Raw genomic sequence first — 24,604 nt, 5'->3', positions numbered from 1 at the left:
CGGCCTGCGGGGATGGCGAGGAAGAGGTTGACGACGGCGGCCATGGCGGCGAGCAGGCCGATCTGAAAGCCCGTTGCGCCGAGGCGCGTGGCGTAGACGTTGAGGAAGTTTACGGCGGTGCCGCTGAGGACGCCGAACCAGGCGATGTCGAAGTAGAGGTGGGCGAAGTTGGAGCGGTATTTTTCGGGGACGTCGGATTGACGGAAGATGTTGAAACGCATGGAGTGATTATAACTATGATTGGGGAATGGGGAGTAGAGAGTAGTGAGTAGAGAATAGTGAGTAGAGAGTAGGGTTTGTGTGTGAATTGGTTTTGATTTGCGGTGAGTGTAATGCGGCCCGACCCCCTCCGCCCTGCGGGCACCTCCCCCCGCGAAGCGTGCGACGAACTTCAGTCGCATTTGGGGGAGGAAGGACGGCTTACAGATTTTTTAGGGGGATTGAAAACTGGCGGGGTTTTGTATATGATTTTATCAATGGCGGGATATAGAAAGTAATTTCCACTTTAGATCGTTTTGAACATTTCTTGCCTGCCATTTGCGAGCCTTGCGTTCGGGGATGTTTCCGTGCGCGGGGGAATCTGGTTCTGCGCGTAGTCTTGCAGAAAGGAGGGCCTATTTGAGATGTGAGTGAGTCGAAGAAGAGTCGAAGGAGAGTCGAAGGAATGTCATTTCAAACACTATACGCAAAAAGGAGACTTTTAACATGGCTAAGGTACGCAATAACATTATCATCCAAGGGTTGAGCGGTTCGCTGGGTGACCAGCTTGTGATTAAGCAGGATAAGGCTGGGCGGACGATTGTGGGGGTGCCGCCTTCAGTGGACCCAAACCGTACGTTTTCGGCGGCACAGTTGGAGCGGCAGGAGAAGTTCCGCGATGCTTCTGTGTATGCCAAAGGCGCGAAGGATGAGGAAGTATATGTGGAGAAGGCCAAGGGGACGCCACAGACGCCTTCCAATGTGGCAATGGCGGACTGGTTCCATGCGCCCGAGGTGACGGAGATCGATGCCGAGGCGTGGAGCGGACAGGTTGGGCAGGTGATCCGCATTCAGGCTGTGGATAACGTGCAGGTGACTCAGGTGAATGTGGTGATTACCGACGCGGAAGATGCGGTGCTGGAGCAAGGCGCGGCGGTACGGGCCGAAGGGGCATGGTGGGCTTATACGACGACGGCCGCCGTTGCAGGTGAGGCGAAGATCGTGGTGACGGCACGGGATTTGCCTGGGAACATTGCTTCGTTGAGTTGGGAGAGTTAGTCGGGTGGTCGCTGGGGGTGGCTGGTTTGTAGTTGAAAAGGGTGACAGTCATTTCCGAGATGGCTGTCACCCGTTTTGAAAGTGGAGGCTTGACCATGTAGGAAAGGGTGGTTATACTTGTATATTATTGCATTGGGCAGTGATTTAATGTGCAAAAAAATGCATCGTAGAAAAGGCAAATGACTTAATGGCAACGGCACATCCTCAATACATCAAATGGGCACCGCTGACCTGTTACGCTGCGGCACAAGATCGGCCATCCTACATGATGCCATTTTTTTGTTTGACGTAAGCCGCTTACTTCGCTTGTTTGAAGGAAATCGAACGCGCAGGTGGCGGGAGCCTTTGAACATGCGCGAGGATGACAGGCTGCACTTTTCACTCGACCAAAAGCAGGGTACAACAAATACCTCTTTGAGGCAGAAAACGTGGCGAATTGCGCCAACGACAAGACCTGAAATTGACGACGCCTACCTGAAAGGTTTTGACGAAGAGACCAAAGACCTGCTCGGCGTGGAGCCTGGCGATGAAGGCGAAAAATTCCTCAACATCAAAAATTACATCTCCATTTTGAAGGCGAAGAAAGTCCTGCTTGGATATGTCAAAAAGTGGAGCGAGATGACCTAAAGCCTACAGCAACTCGACATCACCCGCTGGAAGAACACTCAAGCGCCGTGGGCGGACATGTCCCGAGCGGGAGGCAACACGCCCGATGATGCATTGCCTTGATGGCGATATTGTGCTCAAAGATCGAACCAAAAGAAACCCTGCTCAAAATATATGACCCTGCCTGTGGCGGGGAACCTGGGTGGAAGACCGAGAACCCGCCTATACCCAAACCTTGGGGAATTGAACGACGCCCTCTTCGCGCTTGCCAAGATTGGAGGCCGCTTCCGTGAAGACTCAAATCGAAGCGGCAACACGCTGACGGACAAATTCTACAATGATGAGTTTGACGTTCCGCCAACCCCCTTTGGCGTGGACTGAAAGGCTTTCAAACCGACATCCGCAACGACAAGACGGGACGCTATAAATTTGCCGTCCGTTGGCGATGGACAATTCTTTTACCCAACACCTGATCTCTAAATGGCGCGGTGCATGTTCACAACGGCTCGACCTGTTCTCCGGCGACGCGGGAGCAGAAAGCACATCCGCAAATGGATGTTGGACGCTGACATTGGAAGCCGTAATTCAGTTGCCCGAGAATTTTTCAACTCAGGTATTTACACCTACCTATGGGTCTTGAACAAAACAAAGCCCACCAAAAGGGGATGTGATCAACGCCAAAATTCAAGTCAATGAAAAACAAGGCTCGAAGGCAAGGAAATGGATAACAACCCTTGAAATTGTGGAAACCTTGCAAAGTTTCAAGATAACGACTTCGCCCGCGTCTTTGATAAGAATCTCTATTTCAACAAACAGGCAATTTTGCTCACAATGTTGATGAGAAAAATTTACCGATAGCGTAAAACTTTCCCCAATCAAATTGGAGAATGGACAGCGGGGCTTGCCAGCGACATGAAGCAAAATACGATCTTTACATGCTTTGAAACGGACATCAAACCCTTTATTGATTCACTGGATTACAAAGAACAGCCCTGGTGGTGACACCTCAACCGCCAAATATTATTACGACAATGAGCAGGAAACTTTGATTGAAGAAAGCAAGGGCAAAAAGAAAGCCCTCGGCTGCGGAAAAATTGTAGTGAAGGCGGCTTATAAGAGCGCAAACAAAAAGCAGGGTGAACGTTTTGAAATCACTGTGGAATTGACGCCCACACAAAGGATTACGAGATCATTCCTTTCGGGAGAGGCAGAACAAAGCGGCGATGCCGATTTTATGGAATCTTCCGGAACCTCTTTGAAAAGGACAACTCAACAATTTTATAAACCCACATAATGGTTGATTGACACAATTGGGGCGGCTGAAGGGGTTGAGCCCAATAAAACACCCTTAAAAAGCGCGCTGGGGCTGCCTGGGAAGCCCCCGGGGCCCGGGGGGACACCAGCCCCGACAACCCCCGGCCGCACGGCTGTGACCGGCCGGCGGGGGGGCCCTCCCCCCCCCCCGGGGAAAAAAAAGGGGGGGATTTCCCCGGGGCCCCAAAAAGAAAAAGCCGGCCCCGGGGGTGGACCGAGGGAGCAGGGGCAGTTCCCCTGCCGCCCCCCCTGCAGAGAGAAAAGGTGTGCTGTTCTGGGAAAACTCCTCCCCAAAAACGGCCGGGGCCGGAACGAACCCCCAGAGCCCCGGCCCCCGGGGGGCGGGCACGGCCCCCCCCCCCCCCCCCACCACCCCGCCCCGGGGGGCGCCCCCCGGCGCTCGCACCCCGGGCCCCGGGCCCCAATGAACTTCACCTACAAGATAAATTTCTGCTCCCCTTTTTCAGGGATACGCTTGGCTATCAGGAAGTGAGAGCCAACACGGTCAGCAGTTCCCTGATCATCGAAGAGGATTTGGAAAAGTTCATCTCCGATACCGAGATGAACCGCAAGCCCTACGAAACCCTCCTGCGCAAATACGGCGGCGACGGCAAACAACTGCTCGCCGATCTCATCGCCCTGATTCAAGAACGCGCCGCCAGCAGCCGCAACATGGCGCTCTTCATCAACTCCAACAAGTCGGTCACGCTCAACGGGGAAAAACTCTACCTGTTCTACACCAGCGACAGCGCCATTTACGACAACGCCCTATTCGACCAGAATATCTTTTCGGTCGTGCAGGAACTGCCCTACAAATACGTCTACGAAGGCAGGCAAATCTTTTCCTTCCGCCCCGACCTGTGCTTCTTCGTCAACGGCTTGTATTTGGGCTACAGCGAATTGAAGTCCAATTACATGAGTCAGAACGCCAGAAGGAACGGGCGCGGCAAAGTCATCAAGGATTATTTGACGCGGTTCGGGTCTACCATCAAGTTGTTGACCGCGACCCAAACATGGAGCCACGCGAAAAGGAATTCTACCGCCGCGACTTCCTGAAAATCTTCGAGAAGGCGATCCACCTCACCACCACCGACGTTGGCGAGACCTATGTCATCCGCACCATCAGCGACTTCTTCCCTGAAATTCTCGAAACCTGCCGCGCCGAAAAATTCGACCGCGAGAATTTCGAGAAGGAAGCCCAGAAAGTTTTCAAGCCCTATCCGCTTCTGAATCGTGACGCGGAAAAGAAAGACAAACTCAAGGAAATCTTCAACGCGCATTACGGCAAGGAATTTGTCGAGAAGGAAATCCTATACTACAACTTCATCGAGCGCGATGTGGTCGTGAAAGGCGATACCAAGGAACTCAAGAACGAACCTGGTGTGTTGATCTCGCCGCGTCCCAAACAAAAATTCGGCACCGATAAAATCCTCGCCAAGATTGACGAGTTTCTCGCGCACGAAAACGAAGACGATTATTTTGAAAGACTGCTGGAAAGGCAACTCGCGGGCGTTTCCGAAGCGAAGAAAAAGGAACTGCTCGAAAAGCGCCGCGCCTATTCCAACAACAAGAACATCTACTCGCTTCTGCTCCAATACGCGGCTGGCTTCGGCAAATCCAACATCATCGGCTGGACAGCCCTGCAACTAAAAGACCTGCGCCGCCCGTACAACGGCAATTTTGAATACGTCTACGACAAGATATTTATCATCGTAGATCGCCTGCAACTCCGCAGCCAGATCGATACCAAAATGCGCAACATGAACATTGACAAGAGCATGTTCATGGAAGCGCGCAACAAAAAGACCTTCCTCGAAGCGCTCAACTCCGACCTGAGAATGGTCATTGTCAACCTGCAAAAGTTCGGCTCCATCCGCGAAATGTTCGACGGCGAAACCCTGCAAGCCCTAACTCAAAAGCGCGTGGTCTTTCTGATTGATGAAATCCACCGCTCTCACAGCGGCGACCAGAACGAAGAGATGGTCAGTATCTTCGATGAACTGCAAACGCCCTTCGATCAAAACGCCGCGTATCAATCTGCCCGCAGAAAGAAAAACCTCATCGTCGGTTTTACCGCCACCCCCGACGATAACTCCCTTGCGCGTTTCGGTGAGTTTGGCAAGTTTGCCGAGAATGAAAAGTTGTGGGTTCCCTTCGACGCCTACACCATGCGCGAAGCAATTGAAGATGGCTATATTCTCAACCCGATCAAGAACATTGTCCCGATTGCCTCCAAAATGCTCTTTGACCTGCCTCAAAATCCGCTGGAAGGTTTTGAGAAACAGGAATTAAAAGACATCAACAAAAAGGATATTTACGAGAACCGCGAGCGTATTGACGCGATTGCGGAATATGTCGCGATTGTGGTAAGGATGTCTACCGGCCAATCCGTGGCACAGGCAAAGCCATGCTTGCGGTTATTCCATCAAAGCGGCAATTGCCTACAAAGAGGCAGTCACCAAGCATTACAAGAAGTTGGTCAAGGACGAGAAATACAAACGGTATGCAGACGCCCCAATCTACGTCATTTTCACAGGCGGGCAGGATGAGCAAGACGCCTCGAACCTGAACGAAGGCATGTCGGAAGAGAAAGTCTTGCAAGAGTTTGCCAAGAAAAAGAACGGCTTGATGATCGTGGTTGCCAAACTACAAACAGGCTACGACGAGAAAAGACTCCACACTTTATTTTTAGACAAGGAAGTCAGGGAAATCAGCGCCATTCAAGCCATTTCCCGCGTCAACCGCTATACCAAAAACAAGCACGACTGCAAGATCGTAGATTTCTCTTATAACAACGTCAATATCCAAAAATCAAGGACGCCTTCGAGCATTTCTCCGATGTGGTGGTTAGTGATTTCGATCCCTTCGGCGACAAGCGCATTCTCGAAGAAGTTCTGTATGGCGATTTGAAAAAGTCAGATGTGTACGATAAGTTCTTTGAGCGCTTTGGTGATATTTTCAAAGACAAAGCCAAACGTGACAATCCCGAAAGTTTCCTTGCCTTTGAAAGCGCCTTGAAAAGCATATCAACGCCAACCCCAAGCGCACGGCAGATACCAAAGCCAAGTCCGCCCAGTACTTCTCCATCCTCAACCGCATTGAATATGTCATCGAGATTGATAAAAATACAGGAAAAAGTTTCCTCTACTTTTGGCGCAAATTCAACGCACTCTACAACACTCTCAACCGCTCCGAAGAAACCAAAGACCCGATTGAGGTGTATTTCGATAACCAGATCGGCATTATCGAAGTAAAACCCCCACAGAAAAAAGAAGAAACCAAGGCCCCAAGCCCCTGGCACACAAACTATAAATTCGACATCTTGAAAGTTATCGAAGCCCGCAACGCACAGGAAGCCATCGTCGGCAAACTCATCGAAGAATTTGCTGAGAAGATCGAAGACCTGTTTGAATACGTCCGTAACTCAACAGAGGCAGGCTCATCATCAAGATCAAGTCCCGTTCAGAGATGAAATCTCGATGACTTGCTAAATCTATCGCGCTATCGCGCCTTGAACCGCAAAAGTTGGGATTATTTCTTCAAGGAAACTGAAGATTTGGTCAATAAGTTGTGTGATGATTTTGAGGGGACGGTGGGCGGAGGAACCAAAGCCCGCATTGGTCGCTGCCGCAAAAGCGGGGAGAATGGACGATTAAGTCACCTAAAGAAACGCTCCACATCCTGGGACAGAACTTACTATTTCCATCTGTGAGCACCTTCAATCCAGAGCGTGTCAGTTTCAAATGGATGGAAGATTTCCATCGGCGGATTTCCGTTTAAAGCGATAAGTCCCTGTCAGGTGACGCGGCAAAGGAAGATATATATGTGGTCCGCTCATCATTGGCGCTTTGAAATTTGCCATGTTGTTCAACGAGAAGGAAGATGTCCAGCCTATCCCGATCACGAAGAACATGCAAAGATGTATGGCAAGGATGATGTCTTTATCTCATACAGCCGCAAGGATTCAGAGGTTGCCCGCACCTTCAAGACCGTTCTTGAGGGTACAGGTCTGGATGTATTTCTTGATGTAGATGATATTAGGTCTGGTCAACTATGGGAAGAAGAACTCAAGCGAAGAATTGAACGCGCGAAGATTTTCCAAATCTTTTGGTCAGCGAATTACAGCCAATCCGAAAACTGCAAGCAAGAATGGGAATATGCTCTAAAACAGAATAAAGATGAAGGATATATTCGCCCTGTTTTTTGGCAGAAGCCTTTAACTCCAAATCCGCCTGAGGAATTGAATAAATTCAATTTTAAGTATGTGGAACTAAGATATAGCCCCCTCTGCCTTCGGCACCTCCCCAAATCAGGCGATTTGGGGAGGACATGCGAGTTTCTGCGCGATGAGTGTTTGTTCAACTTAGAATAAATGGTGCAAGAAAGCCCCCCTTTCGGGAGGCTTTTTACAACTTCCTCATATTTCTTCCGCATTTCCACCACCCAGTTGATTCTCCCTGGTTATAGAATGACGGCATCATTCATCAAGGAGAAACCTATGTCAAAACAAAACATAAACAAACTATTGCTCGATCTGGGCACATTTATCACACTGCTGGTGGTCAGCGCGCCGCGCTTTACTGGCGAGACCATTCACGAGTGGCTGTCATTGGCTCTGGGCGGGGCGATCGTCGTCCATCTGCTCTTGAATTGGAATTGGATCGTGGAAGTCACCGCACGATTGTTCACGAAGTCTGCTAAAAACTCGCGTTTCAACTACGTGTTGAATTGGGCGCTGTTCGCCAGCGGAATCATGATCATGCTCTCGGGGCTGATGATCTCAAAATCGGTGGTGCCTTTCTTCGGGTTGACCTTGCCGCAAAATATGTCCTGGAAGGAATTGCATGAGGTATCCACGAACATCACCATGATCTTGATGGGTCTGCATGTGGCCCAACACTGGAATTGGATCGTCAATATGTTCAAACGCATTTTCACTCCATCCATCCCCGCGCAGACCGCATCTCCCGTCCTATCCATTCAGCGAAAGGATGCCCGCACATGAAGACTATTTTCAAAATACTCTTGATCCTTGTCGTTGCGGTGATGATCGGCGGAGCCTTCTACGGAGCCGTGACCGCCTCCTCTTCAGGGACGGATGGAACCATCTTGCAAGAACGTCCGCAGCCAGGTGACTTTCCACTCGATGGCGAATTCACTCCGCCTGACCGTGAAGATTTCGATGACGGGGTGCAATTCCCAGCCGAGATGATCAAAAGCCTGGTAATCATGACCGTTGTTGCTACAGTCTACTTGAACATCACCAAATACTTCGGCAGGAAAAAGCCTGCCATGCCAACCAGTTTATAAACACCCCAAAACACTTTCCCCAGCTTGCCAGTTAGGGAAAGTGTTTACAACTTCTTCACAATTAATCCGCAAAACCCTCATCACAAAATATAATAACCTCATAAAATTGGGCAGCTTGTAAAAACCGCCCAAGACCCGAAAGAAAATGTTCACAGGGTTGGCAATGAATTTCAAGGAGAACTATGACCACAGAAGTTATCAAAAACACACCAGTCCAAACCAAAACCAAGTTATGGCTGGATGTCGTCCTTTTCATCGCGTTCCTCATTACGATGGAACCGCACCCGAGCGGGCTTGCCATTCATGAGTGGCTGAGCCTGGCGATGGTGCTGACGATGATCGTCCACCTGCTATTAAGCTGGGATTGGATCACCGAGATCTCGCGCCGTTTTCTGGGGAAACTGGGGACGCAAAACCGCATCAACTACATCTTGAACTGGTTGCTGTTCTTCGACGGGACTCTGCTCATTGTGTCTGGTGTGCTCATCTCGGAAGTGGCTCTGCCTGCGATGGGCATTCAACTACCCGCACGATTCGCATGGCGCAGGCTGCATGACCTATCTGCCAATTTGGGCCTGCTCATGCTGGGAATCCACACCGCCTTGCATTGGAGTTGGATCGTCAACACCGTGAATCGGTACGTGCTCAAACCTATTCTGGGTCTGTTTTCCTCGAAGCAGAAGAAGGACGCCGTCATATGAAAACGCTGGTGCGCACATTGGTCATTCTCGCCGTATTCTCGGTGACCGTGTTTTTGATGGTGATGGTGGTCAACACGGCTGGGAATCTCATCGATTCAGATGGTCCGCGTTTTGATGGAGGTGGGGCCCAGCTTCGTCCGCCGGGAGAGGGCGGCGATGAAAATTTCAGACCCGAAGGCGACGACGGAGATCGCGAAGGCGGCACGCGCAGTTTTCGAATCAACAACTACAGACGGCTGGCTACTGGCATGGTCAAGGATACGATCGTGATCGGTGTTTTGGTGACTGTTATTGCTTTGCCGAAGAGTTTCTTCAAAAAGAAAAAGAAGGCCCCTAAACCGACCCCCGCAAGCGGCGGAGCAGGCTGAACGATCAAATAGAAATCACCCCGAAACTATGAACTGAACCCCAAAAAGCAGACACGAAAAGAAAGCCCTCCTGTGAGAAAATAGCACAGGAGGTGCTTTTATTATGGGAAAACACTATCCAAAAGAAGTAAAGCTGGAAGCGATTCGGATGTATTACGAAGAAGGAATGACCCAGGGTGCCATCACCGAGGTCTTGGGAATTCGGGATCAATACCGTGTCAAAAAATGGGTCAAAGCCTATCGGCGTGAAGGGCTAGAAGCATTTGACAGGATGAAGAATAGGTCAGTCTAGGTCGCCCACCCAAGAAGGAGAATACGCAGACCTACATCGCACGATTGGAGATGGAGAATGCGTTGCTAAAATATCATACCGAATTGCGAAAGCAGGTGCTCGTGAAACGCAATATCGGGTCATCTACTACCAAAGACAAGAATACGAAGTGAAGGCCATGTAAATTCTTTGGTCTTTCGCGAGCGGCCTACTATGCCTGGGTCAAGCGTTTGGATCAGCCAGATCCAGATCAGGATCAAATGGAACTTGTGCAAGAAGCGTACAGAAAATCTCGCCGCACCTATGGTTATCGACGAATTACGTTGTGGCTTCGCAAAAAAGGGGATTTTCATCAATCACAAAGCAGTTTTGCGGCTAATGGACAAGCTCAACATCCACTCAGTGGCCCGCAAACGCAAGATGCACATGCGCTTGACCCAGTTAGATACCTACCACCGTTATCGCAATGTGCTCAAGCGTGATTTCAAGGCGACCCAGCCAAACCAGAAATGGGTGACCGATGTCACCTATGTTCGTACTCAACAAGGCTGGGGCTATTTGTCCACCATTCAGGACTTATTCGACGGGTTTATTGTCGCACATCAATTTGGACGGCAGAACTCACGAACTTTAGTGTTGAACACCCTCAAACAAGCCAAACAAAATGAAAAGGTTACTGCAGGGCTGATCCTCCATAGCGACCAGGGACATCAATATACTTCGCAGGCTTATTTTGCCCTTACTCAAGAATATGCCATCACACCTTCCATGTCTCGCCGCGCCAACTGTTGGGACAATGCGCCCATGGAAAACTTTTTGGACACTTGAAAGAAGAAGCCTTGCGACAGGTCCGTAATCCAACCTTTGAAGAAGCCCGTTTGATCATTGATGACTACATTAGCTTTTACAACTACGAGCGATTACAATTAAAAACAAGACAGACACCTTATGAAACTAGGTGTCTGTCCACATAGACTACTCGGGGGCTTTCTTTTTATGTCTTGTCTATTGGGTTCAGTTCACTAATATTTCGGGGTGATTTGTTAACTTTTGTCAGCGTAAATCAGCGTTCTTCTGCGTCCCAATTAAATACTGCGGATTGAATGCTAATCCCTAGCCAAAGGCAGGCGGATGATGGTTTTCATCCCTTTGCCTTTTTCGCTTTCAACCCAGATCCTGCCCTGATGCATTTCGATGATGGATTTAGCGATTGCAAGTCCCAGCCCGGAACCGCCTGCATCACGGTCACGAGTGCGTGAGGGATCCGCACGATAGAAACGGTCGAAGAGATGCGCGGCTTCTTCAGGGGTCACGCCTTCGCCGTTGTCTTGAATGGAGATCTCGACCTGATTCTCAACCTTGCTTACCGCCATGACAACCTGTCCCTCTTCGGGAGTGTAGCGTAGGGCATTATCGAGGATGTTGGTCAGCACCTGCGAAAAGCGGATCGGGTCAAGATTTGCTTTCACGCGAAGCGTTGCAGGAGCAGGCACAAGGTCCAGTGTGATGCGTTTTTGATTGAACAGGGTCATGTAATGGGTTTTGATATCGCCCAATAGTTCGTTGATATCCACGGGTTGGAATTCCACCGAAAGCTCGCCCGCATCGGCAAGAGACAACGTCCGCAGGTCGTTGACGAGTTTTTCAAGTCGGTCGGCTTCCTCGCGGATGATCTCGAAATTTTCATGTGAAGGCTGCAGTACGCCATCATGCACCCCTTCGGCGTGACCGATGATCAGGCTGAGCGGCGTGCGCAGTTCGTGCGCAATATCGGCGGTCATTTGTTTGCGCAGGTTGAGCGAGCGCGCCAATTCATTGTTCATTTTATTAAATGAGGACGCAAGTTCGCCGATCTCGTCACGGGAACGCACAGGCACCTGCTGTCCCAGTTTGCCATCGGCCATTTCATGGGTGACTTTCGTCAACTCGCGGATGGGGCGTGTGATGGTGCGTGAGAGGATCGTGCCAAGAATGAGTGCAAGTATGACTGTGCCAGCCGCGCTGAAGAAAATGGAATCGTTGAGGCGATGGATGAATTCATCCTCTATTGGGTTTTTTTCAGGCGCCGAGTCGATCAGCAGGATGCCCACCGTTTCACCCTCAACTTGAATTGGAGTGCCTTCATCAAGCTCCCTGGCGTTGACGATGTCTTCAAGCCAATATCCAGAGCCAGCGACGACGATTTTGCCGTTGACATCGGCGATGGAGAAAAACAGTGGGCGGTCGTTACCTGGTTTGTAGTGATCGTTATCGAACGGCTTGAAATTATTTTCCAAACCTTCCCATGTTTGATTTTTTTGATAATGGTTTGCGATCTGCTCCACCAGTTCTGCTTTGTATTGATCGCTGATGAATCTGTCGAATTCACGGTTTGTGGCGACGCGTGTTATTAAAACGATAATGCCTGTGCTGAACAGGCTCACGACAAGAAATGCCAGGATCAATTTGGAGGTTAATTTCATGTTCAGCCTTTGTTCAGGCGATACCCGACGCCGTACACAGTTTCGATGTAGCGCGGCTTGCGCGGGTCATCTTCGATCTTGGCGCGCAGATTTTTGACATGCGTATCGATGGTGCGCTCATAGCCTTCATAGCGCACGCCCTGAATGACATCCAGCAGGTCGAGGCGCGAGAAAACGCGCCCGGGCGTCGCCATAAGTGCAGTCAGTAGATCGAATTCGGATGGAGTCAGGTCAATGCTGCGGTCTACCACAAGCACTTCACGAGAGTCACGGTTGACGGTGATCTCGCCTGCGCGCAGGGTCTTGGCTTTTGCCTCGGTTTTCCCTGTGCGGCGCAGCACGTTGCGTACACGCGCCATGAGTTCGCGTGGCTTGAAAGGTTTGGTCACATAATCATCCGCGCCGAGCTCGAGTCCGATGACCTTGTCATCATCTTCCACTTTGGCGGTCAGCATAATGATGGGCGTATCGGCTTCAGCGCGATGGGTGCGCATAAAATCGTAGCCATTCATTTCGGGCATCATGATATCCAAAATGATCAGATCAGGTTTTTCTTTTTGTGCGATCGGCAGGGCGTCCTTGCCGTTATAAGCCGTGACGACGCGATAGCCCTCCTGCATAAGATAACTTTGCACAAGGGAAACAAGGCGTTTTTCGTCGTCAACGATCAGGATGGTTTGAGGCATGGCAGTGCTTTCTAATTAAATGTTACAGGTTTGAAGGTTATAAAGTTTGTTAATTGCATTATCTCATAAGGAGGCGGGATGTGGCTGTGAAGAAATTGTGTGGATTTAAAACACCCGCCTCAAACGAAGCGGGTGTCTGATCCTGTTCAAGAGGCTGACTCTACGCCTCATCCTTTTTTTCGTCATCGCTGACGGGCGCTGCGGCTTCGGGCTCCCTCGGCGCGGCGGTTGTTTCTGCGGTGGCCTGTGCCTGCGTTACGCGGGTCAATTTCCAGCCGCTCTTCTGTACAAACTTGTATCCAACCCAGAGCAAGGCGCCCAACACAGCCAGGCGGATCAGCCCGAAGATGGGGGACATGAAGGGCATTCCACCGCCACGGCGGTCATTGCCGCGGAAGTTATCCTGATGTGGATTCATCTGTCCGCCCTTGGGACTTCCATCATTCTGGCGGTTTCCCTGCATCGGCGGCTGGAAATCACCATCGAAATTGTGGGTGAAGGCGGGGCGTCCCGTCATGTTAGAGACATTCTGCATCATCCCAACGCGGAACCCAGCTCCACCAACCGCGGCAAGAACAATCAAGGTCAGTAAGGCTCCCAAGGTGTAGGTCAACCATTTTCTGTTTTTCATATTTTTCTCCAGTAATAATTTTTGGTATCTTCCTGCCTTTGCGGGCAGTAGATAAAGCGAACGCTTTATTGAATCTTATTTTCCTACTGGAGAATTACATAAGGGTGGAGGAATTATGTGGAACTTGTGTGTTCATTTTTCAACTCAAAGCCGCCCATTTTTTATCTGTAGACCAGTCCCAGAGAACTGTTTTTGCCGAAATTCAAGATTTCCCCGTATTTCGAGAAACCCAACCGAGATGGACTTCGTATAAGCTATTAAAAGTCAAAAGAAAGGAAAGTACCATGGAAAATAATCATCGTAATACGGGTTCGTTGGTTGTGGGAGCATTGCTTGTTGTGTTCGGGGCGCTCGCCCTGCTTGGACAGATATTTGAAGGGTTGAATTTCTGGGGAATGTTATGGCCGTTATTCATTGTCGGTGTCGGTGCCATGTTCTTTGTAGGCATGTTCGCTGGCGGAAGATCGGTTTCGGGGCTGGCGATCCCCGGCTCAATCATCACCGCCATCGGTTTGATGTTGTTCCTGCAAAACCTGTTCAATCATTTTGAGAGTTGGTCCTATGGCTGGACCATCATCCTGATGTCGGTTGGCCTGGGGATCTTCATCATGGGCTGGTACGGAGAAGACGCCAGTCAGCGCGCATCCGGTATGCGTGTGATGAAGATTGGCGCGATCTTGTTTGTGATCTTCGGTATATTCTTTGAGTCGATTTTCAACTCGTGGAGTTTCTCACGCTTTATCTTCCCCGTTGCCCTGATTCTGGTCGGGGGATATTTGGTCCTTTCCCGCGCAGGGATTTTGCCGAATCAGAAAAAGATGGAAGAACCTGCATCCGTTGATTCTTCCCAACCTCAACAATAAAAAGGAGAAAGAAATGAAAAAACGTGTCTCTTTATTTTTTCCATTGTCACTAATCGCAGCAGGGGTCCTCTGGCTGTTGATCCAAATGAACTTAATGCCCGCCACAAACCTGTGGGCCTTGACCCATATCTGGCCCTTCCTGCTCATTGTCATGGGCCTCGGGTTGATCTTGCGCAGCTTTTGGGAAGGCGCAGGGCTGATCGTTTCCACACTGGTCGTCGTTGGGGCTGTGCTGGCCGTGGTCTTTGCTCCGCAGCTTGGCTGGGCAGGCGGCCCCGATTGGAAGATCGGCAGTAACTTCACAGGCGCAGTGGAAGGCTCTGGAAAGATCAAAACAGAAACCCGCAAAGTGGAGTCGTTCGATGCGATCTCCATTAATTACCCCGCAGAAGTGATCGTGGTTCAAGGCAAATCCGAATCCGTAAAAGTGGAGGCCGATGACAACCTTCTGCCGCAACTCAGCACCAAAGTAGTGGACGGACGGCTTGTCATCAAGAACAAGGAAACCGATTGGTCGAAGCGGGTGGAGGCATCTGACACCATCAAGATCACCATCACCGTGAAGGAGTTACGTGATGTGAATTTCACCACGGCTGGGAAGCTCCGCATCGAAAAACTTGAAACCGATTCGTTGAGCGTTGACCTGAGCGGCGCGGGTGAAGTGGAATTGGTTGACGTGAATGCCAAGTCTCTTGATTGCACGCTGGGCGGCGCAGGAAATATCAAAGCAACTGGAACTGCCGATGAGGTCAGCGTTGAGATCGATGGCTTCGGCAATTTCTATGGCGACGACCTGCAAAGCCTGACTGCCGACTTGACCATCAATGGCGCTGGAAACATTCAATTGAAAGTGAAAACCAGCCTTGATGCTGAAATCAATGGTGCAGGTTCCATTTCGTACTACGGCTCTCCCACTGTAGATCGCAGTGTCAATGGCGCAGGCTCCATCAGTCGTATGGGTGATTAACGCCTAAAAAAATCGCAGAGACACGAGGCGCGCAGAGGAAAATTCTCCGCAAGCTTGGTGTCTCTGCGGCTCAAAAAGCTCGGTCTTGTAAAGCGCGGTAAAACAGCCAGCGCCCGATGATCTCTTCGATCAGGACCAGCGCAAAGACCGTGACCGTGTTCCATAAATTGAATTGACTGGCTGTGATTACCGCCCCGATGATCGCGGCGACGATCAATCCGCCCCTCAGCTTGTTGACTGCTCGAGGGGCACTTTCTTTAGCTGAGAGCAACAGCCCCAACTCTGCCACAAGGAATACAACCATAATTCCCGCAAGAATAGCAGACGGAATATTGATTCCTGTGAACTGTGTTTCGTAGGCCAAAACTCCCCACATCAATACATGTCCTAACAAAGCGGATGTGATAAAAAATCCCACAGTCGTACGCCACGTATTCCACGTAGGCATTGGACGTAATTGATAAACCTTCGCCATGCTGTAAATTAATCCCATGCCAAGCAAAGATGTAATCCACTTCATCTCAGGCAGAACAAACCCTGCCAGCCACCCCGCGCCGAACAAACCAAACAGCAAAATCTCACGACTCAACCATGACTTCTTCAAATGGAACGGCGCGCGCCACGCATTGCGTTTTGCACCGAGATGGAGAAATGAGAAAAATCCACCCAGCCCCAAACATGCACCGATGATCAAATACGGAACAAGGCGCAATAGCCAGGCATCAAATTCAACGAGATTCCATAACAGCGTAAACATCCACTGCGCAGCCCAAAGCGCGCCAACCGCCATCTGAACCAACAGCGTAAACGCCACCAAAGGCATCTCACTCTTTTGGTGTTTGGGACGAATCTCTTCATAATTGGAAATCTTCTTTTCCAAATCATTCCCCATCGCCACATGCGGCTTGACCATCAAATGCGGCTCGGTGCGCGAGTTATTAGGCAGCGGAAATGGATGTTCGCTTGCGGGTAATTCCCACAGTTCTGACCATGACGACTGACGATCACGATAACTCGTCCATTTCAACGAAGTTGAGCACCCGCATCGGACAAGCCGCCACACACGACGGAGGCAATCCCGCGTCAATGTTATCGAAGCAAAAATTACACTTTGACATTTGTCCCAGTTCAGGGTTGTAGCGCGGAGCATTGTACGGGCAAGCCCACGAGCAATAACCGCATCCCATACATTTGGCGGGTCAATGTAAACAATCCCATCGCGGCGGTGGACATACGCATCGGTGGGACATACCCCCGCGCACTTGGGGTGTACGCAATGATTGCAGGCAATAGACAGGTTGTAGGCAAAGACATTATTTGTCCAAGCCGCACCATCCTGAGCCCATCCCCCGCCAGAAACCTCAATCACCCGCCGCCACATCACGCCGACAGGTAAATTATTTTTATCCTTGCACGCCTCCTGACAGGCTTTGCAGCCAGAGCACGCGCTTGAGTCGAAGGTGAAGGCGTAGGTCATTTTGAACCCCGACGATGGACGTAGTTGAAGGACCATCAATCACCTTCAACCGTCCAACCCGTTTTTCAATTTCCACCATAATCGTCTGCTGAGTCGAACCAAATGCCAGCGGAGTCCATCTATGGGACGTGAGCACGTTGATACAGCCGCCGTGGTCCACGCCGTTGGCATCGGGTTTCCACCATGCGCCCTGCGGAATGTCCACCACGCCAGGCAAAATGCGCGGGGTGACTCTGGCAGGGATAACCAACTCTCCACGCTCATTCCACACGCGGACAAGGTCGCCGTCGTGGATGTCTCTTGCGGCGGCGTCTATCGAGTTGATGAATATTCGTTGCGGGAATGCTTCTTGCAGCCAGTCGTTGTTGGCGTGCGTGGAGTGGACTCGCGCAAGGGTGTGATGTCCGATGGCTTGCAAAGTGTATTCGCCCTGAGCGGAGCCGCCTTCTTTTGGCGGCGGAGTCGAAGGGCGTTTTTCACGCAAACCCGCTAACCACTGAGACACAGAGGCACGGAGTTTTTCTTTTGGTTTTCTCGGTGTCTCAGTGCCTCCGTGGTTAATTGCATTTTGACCAACAAGGGGCTTCGACTGCGCTGCTTCGCAGCTCCGCTCAGCCCGAAATGGGTTCTCCCATTCCTGAATATATTTCGGCACGGCGGGGATTTCGTTGGGATTTCCCATGTCGTGCAGTTTTTTGGAGAAGATTTCGATTTTGCCGCTGGGGGTGTTGAGCGGATATTTCGTCGGGTCGGCGCGGAAATCGGCGAAGGCGATTTTTGGATTTGTGACGGGGTTGGAATACGCGCCAAGATTTTTTTCGATGAACTCATCGAGAGTTGGCAACTCAGGAAAACGGGTTGACCTGAAAACCTGTAAACAATAATCCACCCAATCTTTTTCATCGCGTCCTTCGGTGAAGGCTTCGCGGATGCCGAGTCGCTCGGCGAGGTCGGCGCAGATTTGGTAATCGGATTTTGACTCGCCAGGCGGCTCGACCAGTTTGGGTTGCAGGATCACTTCGTCGCCGTACTTCCAGCCGTCTTCGACGCCCCAGGTTTCGAACTGCGTGCAGGCGGGCAGGATGATGTCGGCGAACATGCCTGTGGGCGTGAGGAAATTATCCTGCACGACGATGAACTCCACTTTGGATTCGTCGCGCAAAATTTCAGCGGAGCGGTTCACGTCGGCGTGCTGGTTGATGAGGCAGTTCGTGGCGACGGCATAAATCAACTTGATATTATTTTGCAGGCGCGGCACGCCAAGGACTCCCTCAGCGGAGGTCAAGGCTTGGGCGCGCAAACAAGCCTCAGTCCAGAGAAAGACGGGGATGCTCGCTCGGACAGGATTCTCTCCCAGCGGAAAAACAGTCCAGTGAGGTCCACCATCGTCCGCTTGCAATCCCAATCCGCTTGCCCAGCCGCCAGAGATTCCCACGTTGCCCGAAATCGCCGCCAGCACACAGCCCGCGCGGACAACCTGCTCGCCATAGGCGCGGCGCTGCATCCCGTAGCCCTGAACCAACGCGGCGGGCTTGGACGTGGCGTACTCGCGGGCAATCCGCGCAATGGTGGCGGCGGGGACGGCGGTGATGGCTTCTGCCCATTCGGGCGTTTTGGGAATTCCGTCGCGCGCGCCAAGCAGGTAATCGGAGTAACTTTCGGCGCCCTCGACGGGCATTTGACTCGCGTCAAAGCCGACGCAATGCGTGCGGACAAAATCGGCGTCGTGCAAATTTTCGGTCAGCATCACGTACGCCATCGCGCTCATCATCGCGGCGTCGGTGCCAGGGCGGATGGGAATCCACTCGTCGGCGAGGGCGGCGGCAGAGAGCGAGTGACGCGGGTCAATGCAAACCACGCGCGCGCCGTTTTCCCGCGCAAGTTTGACAAAGTAATCGGAGTTGGTGCCGTCGCGCATCTCGGCGGGGTTCCAGCCCCACATGATGATGTAGCGGCTGTTGAGCCAGTCCTGCCGCTGGTTGCCCGTGACGAGCGTGCCGTAGACGGTGGGCGTGGCGATGTTGGTCGCGCCCCACGAATAGGAGTTGTAAATGCCGAGACAGCCGCCAAAGAGATTCATCAGACGGCGGGCGACGTGTGACCCGTTGAGCTGGTTATAACTCCCCGTGCCGTACGGGACGAAAAGCGCATCGTTGCCGTACTCGGACTTGATTCTAACCATCTGGCTGGAGACTTCGCCCAGAGCCTCGTCCCACGAAATGCGGACGAACTTCCCCTCGCCGCGCTTCCCCACCCGTTTCAGCGGATACAACAACCTATCGGGATGATATTGTCGGCGCAGATAGGCACGTCCGCGGGCGCAGGCGCGTAACTGCGGAGCGGCTATCGTGTCGGGTCGGTCATCGGTATCGAGGCGGACGATTTTTCCATCCTCGATGTGCGCGATCAGCAGACAACGTCCGCCGCAGTTGTGGGCGGGGCAGCCGACGCGGATTTTGGTAATTGGTAATTGGAGATTGGGACGGCTCATATCCCAAGTGTAGGAGAAATAAGGATGGGTAGGTAGTGATTATCCTCCCTATTTTGCAACAGATGCTGTAACTTGCAATAACGTACTGATAATGGAACACAGGCCATTCATTTAGTCGCTTTTGTTCACAAAGCCATCAAAACTGGTCGGGTAAACCACTGTTTTATTATCAGGATCCAAATCTTTTCTGAAATAGCATTAAATCCTTGCTTTAATTTTAGACCATAATCTGTCGCAATTAGACTTCCTGTTCATTTTTCGCCTACCTTCATAAGAGTTTTCTGATTTTAGTCAGAAAGTTATGAAGACTGTATCAAACAAGTTTTAATAATTGATATGTTACCCCATCAAAAGGATATTGCCTACATGTTTGTTGGAAATGCTTCAACAATGATTTGTTTCACAGATGTCATTTCTGCAAACCAAGAACCTTCAGTCTATTATCTCAAAGGCATATTGAACAAAACGCCAAACCTTTACTAACATTTTGAAAAAACTCTTTGTCCATATTTATCTCCAAGAATCTTTGCATGAAATTTAAGGTCCATTTTTAGTTTAACCACCCAAAACTAAACGAATTGCTTATCCACTTCTAAAATCTTTGAACATTCCAAACACTCTGTTCAACTATCAATAAACCATATCCAGTACAAAAAATTTGCTGAACCACAAAATTTTGCCTATAAATCCATATTGTTCATCTTTTTAGTGTTTCCTAAAGGTTTTCATTAACTCCAGGGTTTCAAACAGATACCTCAAAACCCTCCGTTTCATCTCCACTTAATTCATTGAGAAATTATCAAATTTATTCATTTTTGAATCTCATATCAAAAGATTTACTCGTCTGATGAAAATCAATCAATGAATTCACCAGACTTAGATTTTCCCTATTTTCTGACATGTAACATAAAATTTATAAAGCTTCTCCCTTTAGCTTGCCATTTGAAACCTCCAATTTATTAGCTTGAGCAATTCCAAGTCATCAAGTCAAATCAAGGTCCAAATGTTTTTGTTTAAACAGGAAAGCAATTTTTGATTTGTCACAATAGTTTATCGATGACAATTTACTATTGAAATGATCTCTGGATCAATTGGGTTGATAAATTCTGCCCATAGCGCCACTGAGGTTGTCCAATCATCAAGGGCAGCGTCCACTGTTTTGTATTTGGGTTTACCTTCCCAGACCATTCCGCCCATGTCCAGCGCACGGACGAAGGATTGGGAATCGTCATCTTGTCCAATTTCAATCTACCCCCTCCGCCCTAGCGGGCACCTCCCCCAAATCCGACGATGAAAATTATATATGCCAACCAAACGTTTAATGTGTCGGATTTGGGGGAGGCAGGAGGGGGTGGGTAGTTGATGAAAAATTTGTCATGGGGTATTTTACCTGTCCGCGCCTGCTCGCTTCTCCCAATCCTCCCTCACCAGACTGTAAAGATACTCATCCTTGAATATCCCGTCCTTGAAAATATACTGACGAAAGACACCCTCGCGGCGAAACCCATTCCGCTCGAACAATCGGATGGAATGTTCGTTGAACTCATAGATTTCCGCGCCGATGCGGTTCAGGTCGAGTTCATTGAAACAATAGGCGACGATGGCTTGCAGGGTTTCGCTGGCATAGCCTTTGCCCCAGTTATCCCTGTTCCAGCCCAGCCCAATTCCCAGGTCACAACGGCGGTTGTAGTGATTGATGTGGGCGATCATTCCGCAGCCGATCAACTCATCAGTGTCCCTTTTTATGGATGGCGTAGTCGATGATGTCTGCATCTGGCGGGCGGTTGAGGATGCGGTCGAGCAGTTTCTGCGTCACCTCGAGCGGTTCGGGGCTCTCCCTGGGAGGGTCATCTCCATTGAAGTAATCCTCCTCGGGGTTGTTGAAGGTGGTATTCAGCCATACCAGGCTGTTTTGTGTGTGCGGCTTCAAGACCAGCCGTTCTGTGGTGATGTGCAATAAGGTCATGTCAAACGATCCTCTTTTTCACGGTAAAGAATCGACCTGTCCGATCTCAACCCAGCTGTGTGCTGCGCGTGTCCACGCGGCGATGTTGAGATCGGTTGATGAGAAAGTTGTCGTGGGGATATTTTACATCCAACTGTAGTCAAACAAAATCGGAGCCTTTCGACTCCGATTGAGATTACTTCTCAACTTTTACAAGATCGTTTTGTAAAAGTCTTCGAGATAAATTTCGGTTGCTTCTGTTAGATTGGCAAGTGTTCGTCCATTAATCCACTACACCGAACCAACCTCTTCGCTCCATCCACTTGGCGATTTCGAGCACGGGCACAATGGTCACGGCCAGTCCGCTGACGATCAACCAGTCCATCCAGGGCAGGGCATAGACGCTGAAGGCCTCATGCAGGAAAGGCAGGTAGATGATCAGCACAAGCAAAACCATTTCCCAGCCTACGGCCAAATTCAACCACTTATTGGCAAACGGTTTGTTCAACACTGAGTGACGATCTGAGCGGAAGTTGTAGGCTTTGAAGAATTGGATCAGCACCAGCGATACAAAGGTCATTGTCATGGCTTCTTCGAGGCCGCGCCCGGAGTTCAACGCCCAGGTGAATAATCCCAAGTTGACCATGGTAGACCAGATGCCGCCCAGGACCATCAATATAACCACGGGGCGTGTGAAAATCCCTGAGCGTGGATCGCGCGGTTTGCGCTTCATTAAATCTTTTTCGGGCGGGTCAACCGAAAGCGCAAGGGCGGGTAAACCGTCAGTTGCAAGGTTCACGTACAGAATTTGAACGGCTGTCAAAGGCAGGGGCAATCCCAACAACGCCGAGCCTGCCATTAATCCGATCTCGCCGATATTCGAGGAAAGCAGGTACATCAAATACTTTTTGATGTTGCCGAAAACGCCGCGTCCTTCCTCCACGGCGGCCACGATCGAAGCGAAGTTATCATCGGTCAGTGTCATGGCTGCGGCTTCTTTTGTGACATCTGTGCCGGTGATTCCCATTGCGATGCCGATGTCTGCCTTTTTAAGAGCAGGGGCGTCGTTCACGCCATCGCCCGTCATGGCGGCGATATGGCCATGCGCCTGCCAGGCGGTCACCACGCGCAATTTGTGGGCGGGCGATACCCGTGCGTAAACACTGATGCTTTCAACCTCCTGGTGGAATTGCTCATCAGTCAACTCTTCCAACTCTGCACCGGTCATCACACGACCGCCGTCGCGCAGCAGGCCCAGTTCACGCGCAACCGCCTGTGCAGTGACAGGATGATCGCCAGTGATCATCACTGGGCGAATGCCCGCCTCGGCGCAAATGGCGATTGCTTCCTTCGCTTCCATGCGCGGCGGGTCGATCATGCCTGCCAGCCCCAAAAACGTCATTCCTGATTCTGCAGTTTCACGTGTGGCGTTTGATTTCGAAGAGATTGCCAGCACCCGCAAAGCGTCGCTTGCCATTTCCTGCGCGTGATTCAAGATCTGCTCACGGCCTGAGGCATCCAAATCTGTAACGCCATTTTCAGTCAACACAAAATCGCATCCATCCAAAATCATCTCTGGCGCACCCTTGGCGTAGGCCATTACACCTTCCGCTGTTTTGTGCAGGGTGGTCATGCGTTTTGTTTCGGATGTGAATGGGATCTCGTGCACCCGCGGCGACTCAGTCTCGAGTGCTTCTTTCTGCAGCCCGGCCTTTGCCGCTGCGACCACCAACGCGCCTTCGGTTGGATCGCCTTTAATATCCCAGTAACTACCCGAATCATTTTCTCCATTAAAGATCTGCGTGTCCGACGCAAGGGTGGCGGCAGTCAACATTTGTTTGAGCGCATCTGTAGGAGGAACAGGCGTCCCTCCATTAATGGAGAACACGCCTTCCGGGGCATATCCCGCACCCGAAACTTTGAACATCTGTCCGCCGGAATATATCTTGCGCACGGTCATTTCATCCTTGGTCAATGTGCCTGTTTTATCCGAGCAAATGACCGAGGTGCTGCCAAGCGTCTCAACGGCTGGCAGCCGTCGGATGAGTGCGTGGCGTTTTACCATCTTCTGTACACCGATTGCCAGAGAAATTGTCACCACGGCAGGCAGGGCTTCAGGGACGACTGCCACTGCCAATGCAATTCCGAAGATGAGCATTTCGATGAACGGCTGTCCGCGCATTAACCCCAGTCCAACAATAATTGCTACAACCACAAATGCGGCGCGCGCCAGCACTGTGCCAACCCTGTCGAGATTTTGTTGGAGGGGTGTTTTACCTGTTTCAACGGCTTGCAGCATTTGAGCGATCTTGCCAAACTCTGTCTGCATGGCGGTGTCTACTACGATTCCACGTCCGCGCCCGTATGTGACGGCCGTCCCTGCATAGATCATGTTCTTGCGATCACCGAGTGAAAGGTCTTCGTCTGTCAATGCCTGGATGTGTTTTTCCACAGGGACCGATTCACCTGTGAGCGCAGCTTCCTCCACCTGCATGTTGACCGACTCAAGCAGGCGTGCGTCTGCCGGGATGCGGTCACCGGTATGCAGGAGGATCACATCACCGGGAACCAATTCCCGTGCCGGCAACTTGATCTCCACCCCATCCCGCAGGACACTGGCTGTGGGTGCCGCCATCTTCCGCAAGGCCTCAATGGCGCGTTCGGCGCGATACTCCTGAACGAATCCCAGCACCACAGCGAACAGCACGATGACCGCAATGACAATCGATTCCACGCCATGCCCGAGAAAAAGAGAAATCGCCGTGGCCCCAAGCAGGATCAAAATAAGCACATTCTTGAATTGTTCCAGCAAAATTTCCCACGGCGAAATTCGGTGAGCGGCCTGTAATTCATTGGGACCATAGCTCGCCAGGCGGAGGTCTGCCTCGGTTTTGCCAAGTCCGTTGGGCTGACTCTTTAAATGCAGGAATACCTCATCCAGGATGAGGGTGTGCCAGAATTTTGGGGTCATGGGCTGTCTTTTGCTCCTTTGTGGGTGGTTTGTTCCATATCTTCTCGACACGGAAGGCGGGATTTGAATATGGAAATATCCAGCAGATAGATCACTCCCGCCATGATGGGCAGGAAGATCAGTGCGAGGATTTCCTGGCTGAACATTAATATCTCTTCGAACCAGATGGCGACTGCCGTGCCGCCTGCGCCGGTAATGGCGGCAGGCTTCCAGATCCGACGAAATCCAGGGAAGTGCAGGGAATGTGAAGTTGCTTTTGACATGTCATCTCCTTTTTTGTAAAA

26 protein-coding genes and 1 pseudogene are annotated in these 24,604 nt (G+C 50.9%); 17 read left to right on the top strand and 10 right to left on the bottom strand.

What is annotated here, in order from left to right:
- The first annotated feature begins 705 nt into the window (after nucleotides 1-705).
- The 15 genes from IPI86_RS09765 to IPI86_RS09695 all read left to right on the top strand — a co-directional run bounded on the left by IPI86_RS09765 (nucleotide 706) and on the right by IPI86_RS09695 (nucleotide 10,655).
- Nucleotides 706-1,257 carry a hypothetical protein gene (locus IPI86_RS09765; RefSeq protein ID WP_345297813.1) on the top strand — a complete coding sequence of 184 codons (552 nt, stop codon included), beginning with the start codon at nucleotides 706-708 and terminating at the stop codon, nucleotides 1,255-1,257.
- A gap of 351 nt (nucleotides 1,258-1,608) precedes the next feature.
- Nucleotides 1,609-1,884, top strand: a complete 276-nt coding sequence (locus tag IPI86_RS09760) for a hypothetical protein (protein ID WP_345297812.1) — start codon at nucleotides 1,609-1,611, stop codon at nucleotides 1,882-1,884.
- 222 nt (nucleotides 1,885-2,106) lie between these two features.
- Entirely contained in the window at nucleotides 2,107-2,244 is a 138-nt protein-coding gene (locus tag IPI86_RS09755; RefSeq protein WP_345297811.1) for a hypothetical protein, read from the top strand.
- A 583-nt stretch (nucleotides 2,245-2,827) separates the two neighbouring features.
- Nucleotides 2,828-3,157, top strand: a complete 330-nt coding sequence (locus IPI86_RS09750) for a hypothetical protein (RefSeq protein WP_345297810.1) — start codon at nucleotides 2,828-2,830, stop codon at nucleotides 3,155-3,157.
- Nucleotides 3,158-3,441: 284 nt separating this feature from the next.
- Nucleotides 3,442-4,233, top strand: a complete 792-nt coding sequence (locus IPI86_RS09745; RefSeq protein ID WP_345297809.1) for a type I restriction endonuclease — start codon at nucleotides 3,442-3,444, stop codon at nucleotides 4,231-4,233.
- Nucleotides 4,191-5,726 (top strand): DEAD/DEAH box helicase family protein, encoded by a 1,536-nt coding sequence (locus IPI86_RS09740; protein ID WP_345297808.1) that lies wholly within the window; start codon nucleotides 4,191-4,193, stop codon nucleotides 5,724-5,726. Before IPI86_RS09745 ends, IPI86_RS09740 begins: the two co-directional genes overlap by 43 nt.
- Nucleotides 5,653-6,087, top strand: a complete 435-nt coding sequence (locus tag IPI86_RS09735; RefSeq protein ID WP_345297888.1) for a hypothetical protein — start codon at nucleotides 5,653-5,655, stop codon at nucleotides 6,085-6,087. Before IPI86_RS09740 ends, IPI86_RS09735 begins: the two co-directional genes overlap by 74 nt.
- A 307-nt stretch (nucleotides 6,088-6,394) precedes the next feature.
- Complete coding sequence (locus IPI86_RS09730) at nucleotides 6,395-6,649, top strand: hypothetical protein (RefSeq protein WP_345297807.1); 255 nt, start codon at nucleotides 6,395-6,397, stop codon at nucleotides 6,647-6,649.
- 351 nt (nucleotides 6,650-7,000) lie between these two features.
- Nucleotides 7,001-7,549: a toll/interleukin-1 receptor domain-containing protein gene (locus tag IPI86_RS09725; RefSeq protein ID WP_345297806.1), complete on the top strand. Its 549-nt coding sequence runs from the start codon at nucleotides 7,001-7,003 to the stop codon at nucleotides 7,547-7,549.
- Between the two features lie 126 nt (nucleotides 7,550-7,675).
- Nucleotides 7,676-8,182 (top strand): DUF4405 domain-containing protein, encoded by a 507-nt coding sequence (locus tag IPI86_RS09720; RefSeq protein ID WP_345297805.1) that lies wholly within the window; start codon nucleotides 7,676-7,678, stop codon nucleotides 8,180-8,182.
- A complete protein-coding gene (locus IPI86_RS09715) occupies nucleotides 8,179-8,487 on the top strand; it encodes a hypothetical protein (protein ID WP_345297804.1) in 309 nt (102 codons plus the stop codon). Before IPI86_RS09720 ends, IPI86_RS09715 begins: the two co-directional genes overlap by 4 nt.
- Nucleotides 8,488-8,669: 182 nt before the next feature.
- On the top strand, nucleotides 8,670-9,188 hold the full coding sequence (locus IPI86_RS09710) for a DUF4405 domain-containing protein (RefSeq protein WP_345297803.1): 519 nt from the start codon (nucleotides 8,670-8,672) through the stop codon (nucleotides 9,186-9,188).
- Nucleotides 9,185-9,556, top strand: coding sequence for a hypothetical protein (locus IPI86_RS09705; protein WP_345297802.1), 372 nt, complete (start codon nucleotides 9,185-9,187; stop codon nucleotides 9,554-9,556). Before IPI86_RS09710 ends, IPI86_RS09705 begins: the two co-directional genes overlap by 4 nt.
- 103 nt (nucleotides 9,557-9,659) lie before the next feature.
- Nucleotides 9,660-9,848, top strand: a complete 189-nt coding sequence (locus IPI86_RS09700) for a transposase (RefSeq protein ID WP_345297801.1) — start codon at nucleotides 9,660-9,662, stop codon at nucleotides 9,846-9,848.
- A 246-nt stretch (nucleotides 9,849-10,094) separates the two neighbouring features.
- Nucleotides 10,095-10,655, top strand: coding sequence for an IS3 family transposase (locus IPI86_RS09695; protein ID WP_345297800.1), 561 nt, complete (start codon nucleotides 10,095-10,097; stop codon nucleotides 10,653-10,655).
- Between the two features lie 278 nt (nucleotides 10,656-10,933).
- Here the strand turns inward: IPI86_RS09695 and IPI86_RS09690 are convergent, their stop codons facing one another.
- The 3 genes from IPI86_RS09690 to IPI86_RS09680 all read right to left on the bottom strand — a co-directional run bounded on the left by IPI86_RS09690 (nucleotide 10,934) and on the right by IPI86_RS09680 (nucleotide 13,606).
- Nucleotides 10,934-12,289 carry an ATP-binding protein gene (locus IPI86_RS09690; protein ID WP_345297799.1) on the bottom strand — a complete coding sequence of 452 codons (1,356 nt, stop codon included), beginning with the start codon at nucleotides 12,287-12,289 and terminating at the stop codon, nucleotides 10,934-10,936.
- A 2-nt stretch (nucleotides 12,290-12,291) separates the two neighbouring features.
- A complete protein-coding gene (locus IPI86_RS09685) occupies nucleotides 12,292-12,975 on the bottom strand; it encodes a response regulator transcription factor (RefSeq protein WP_345297798.1) in 684 nt (227 codons plus the stop codon).
- A gap of 160 nt (nucleotides 12,976-13,135) precedes the next feature.
- Complete coding sequence (locus tag IPI86_RS09680) at nucleotides 13,136-13,606, bottom strand: hypothetical protein (RefSeq protein WP_345297797.1); 471 nt, start codon at nucleotides 13,604-13,606, stop codon at nucleotides 13,136-13,138.
- A 284-nt stretch (nucleotides 13,607-13,890) separates the two neighbouring features.
- Between IPI86_RS09680 and IPI86_RS09675 the strand changes: the two genes are divergently transcribed.
- Nucleotides 13,891-14,469, top strand: coding sequence for a hypothetical protein (locus IPI86_RS09675; RefSeq protein ID WP_345297796.1), 579 nt, complete (start codon nucleotides 13,891-13,893; stop codon nucleotides 14,467-14,469).
- A 13-nt stretch (nucleotides 14,470-14,482) separates the two neighbouring features.
- Nucleotides 14,483-15,436: a DUF2807 domain-containing protein gene (locus IPI86_RS09670; protein ID WP_345297795.1), complete on the top strand. Its 954-nt coding sequence runs from the start codon at nucleotides 14,483-14,485 to the stop codon at nucleotides 15,434-15,436.
- A 70-nt stretch (nucleotides 15,437-15,506) separates the two neighbouring features.
- On the opposite strand, the gene IPI86_RS09665 is transcribed toward IPI86_RS09670, so the two are convergent.
- The 7 genes and pseudogenes from IPI86_RS09665 to IPI86_RS09635 all read right to left on the bottom strand — a co-directional run bounded on the left by IPI86_RS09665 (nucleotide 15,507) and on the right by IPI86_RS09635 (nucleotide 24,583).
- Nucleotides 15,507-16,259 carry a DmsC/YnfH family molybdoenzyme membrane anchor subunit gene (locus IPI86_RS09665; protein WP_345297887.1) on the bottom strand — a complete coding sequence of 251 codons (753 nt, stop codon included), beginning with the start codon at nucleotides 16,257-16,259 and terminating at the stop codon, nucleotides 15,507-15,509.
- Nucleotides 16,260-16,440: 181 nt separating this feature from the next.
- Nucleotides 16,441-16,817: pseudogene (locus IPI86_RS09660) on the bottom strand (4Fe-4S dicluster domain-containing protein).
- 22 nt (nucleotides 16,818-16,839) lie between these two features.
- Nucleotides 16,840-19,404 carry a molybdopterin-dependent oxidoreductase gene (locus tag IPI86_RS09655; RefSeq protein WP_345297794.1) on the bottom strand — a complete coding sequence of 855 codons (2,565 nt, stop codon included), beginning with the start codon at nucleotides 19,402-19,404 and terminating at the stop codon, nucleotides 16,840-16,842.
- 1,386 nt (nucleotides 19,405-20,790) lie between these two features.
- The gene (locus IPI86_RS09650; protein ID WP_345297793.1) at nucleotides 20,791-21,114 is read right to left on the bottom strand and encodes a GNAT family protein; all 324 of its coding nucleotides are present in this window, start codon (nucleotides 21,112-21,114) and stop codon (nucleotides 20,791-20,793) included.
- Between the two features lie 19 nt (nucleotides 21,115-21,133).
- The gene (locus IPI86_RS09645; protein WP_345297792.1) at nucleotides 21,134-21,370 is read right to left on the bottom strand and encodes a hypothetical protein; all 237 of its coding nucleotides are present in this window, start codon (nucleotides 21,368-21,370) and stop codon (nucleotides 21,134-21,136) included.
- 262 nt (nucleotides 21,371-21,632) lie between these two features.
- Nucleotides 21,633-24,320: a cation-translocating P-type ATPase gene (locus tag IPI86_RS09640; RefSeq protein WP_345297791.1), complete on the bottom strand. Its 2,688-nt coding sequence runs from the start codon at nucleotides 24,318-24,320 to the stop codon at nucleotides 21,633-21,635.
- Entirely contained in the window at nucleotides 24,317-24,583 is a 267-nt protein-coding gene (locus tag IPI86_RS09635) for a hypothetical protein (protein WP_345297790.1), read from the bottom strand. The genes IPI86_RS09640 and IPI86_RS09635 overlap by 4 nt, the downstream gene beginning before the upstream one ends.
- Nucleotides 24,584-24,604: the final 21 nt, after the last annotated feature.

The organism is Candidatus Villigracilis affinis, from assembly GCF_016705895.1.
Lineage (GTDB): Bacteria > Chloroflexota > Anaerolineae > Anaerolineales > Villigracilaceae > Villigracilis > Villigracilis affinis.
Note: the sequence above shows the minus strand (reverse complement) of the source record. Positions and strands in the feature narration are given on the sequence as shown.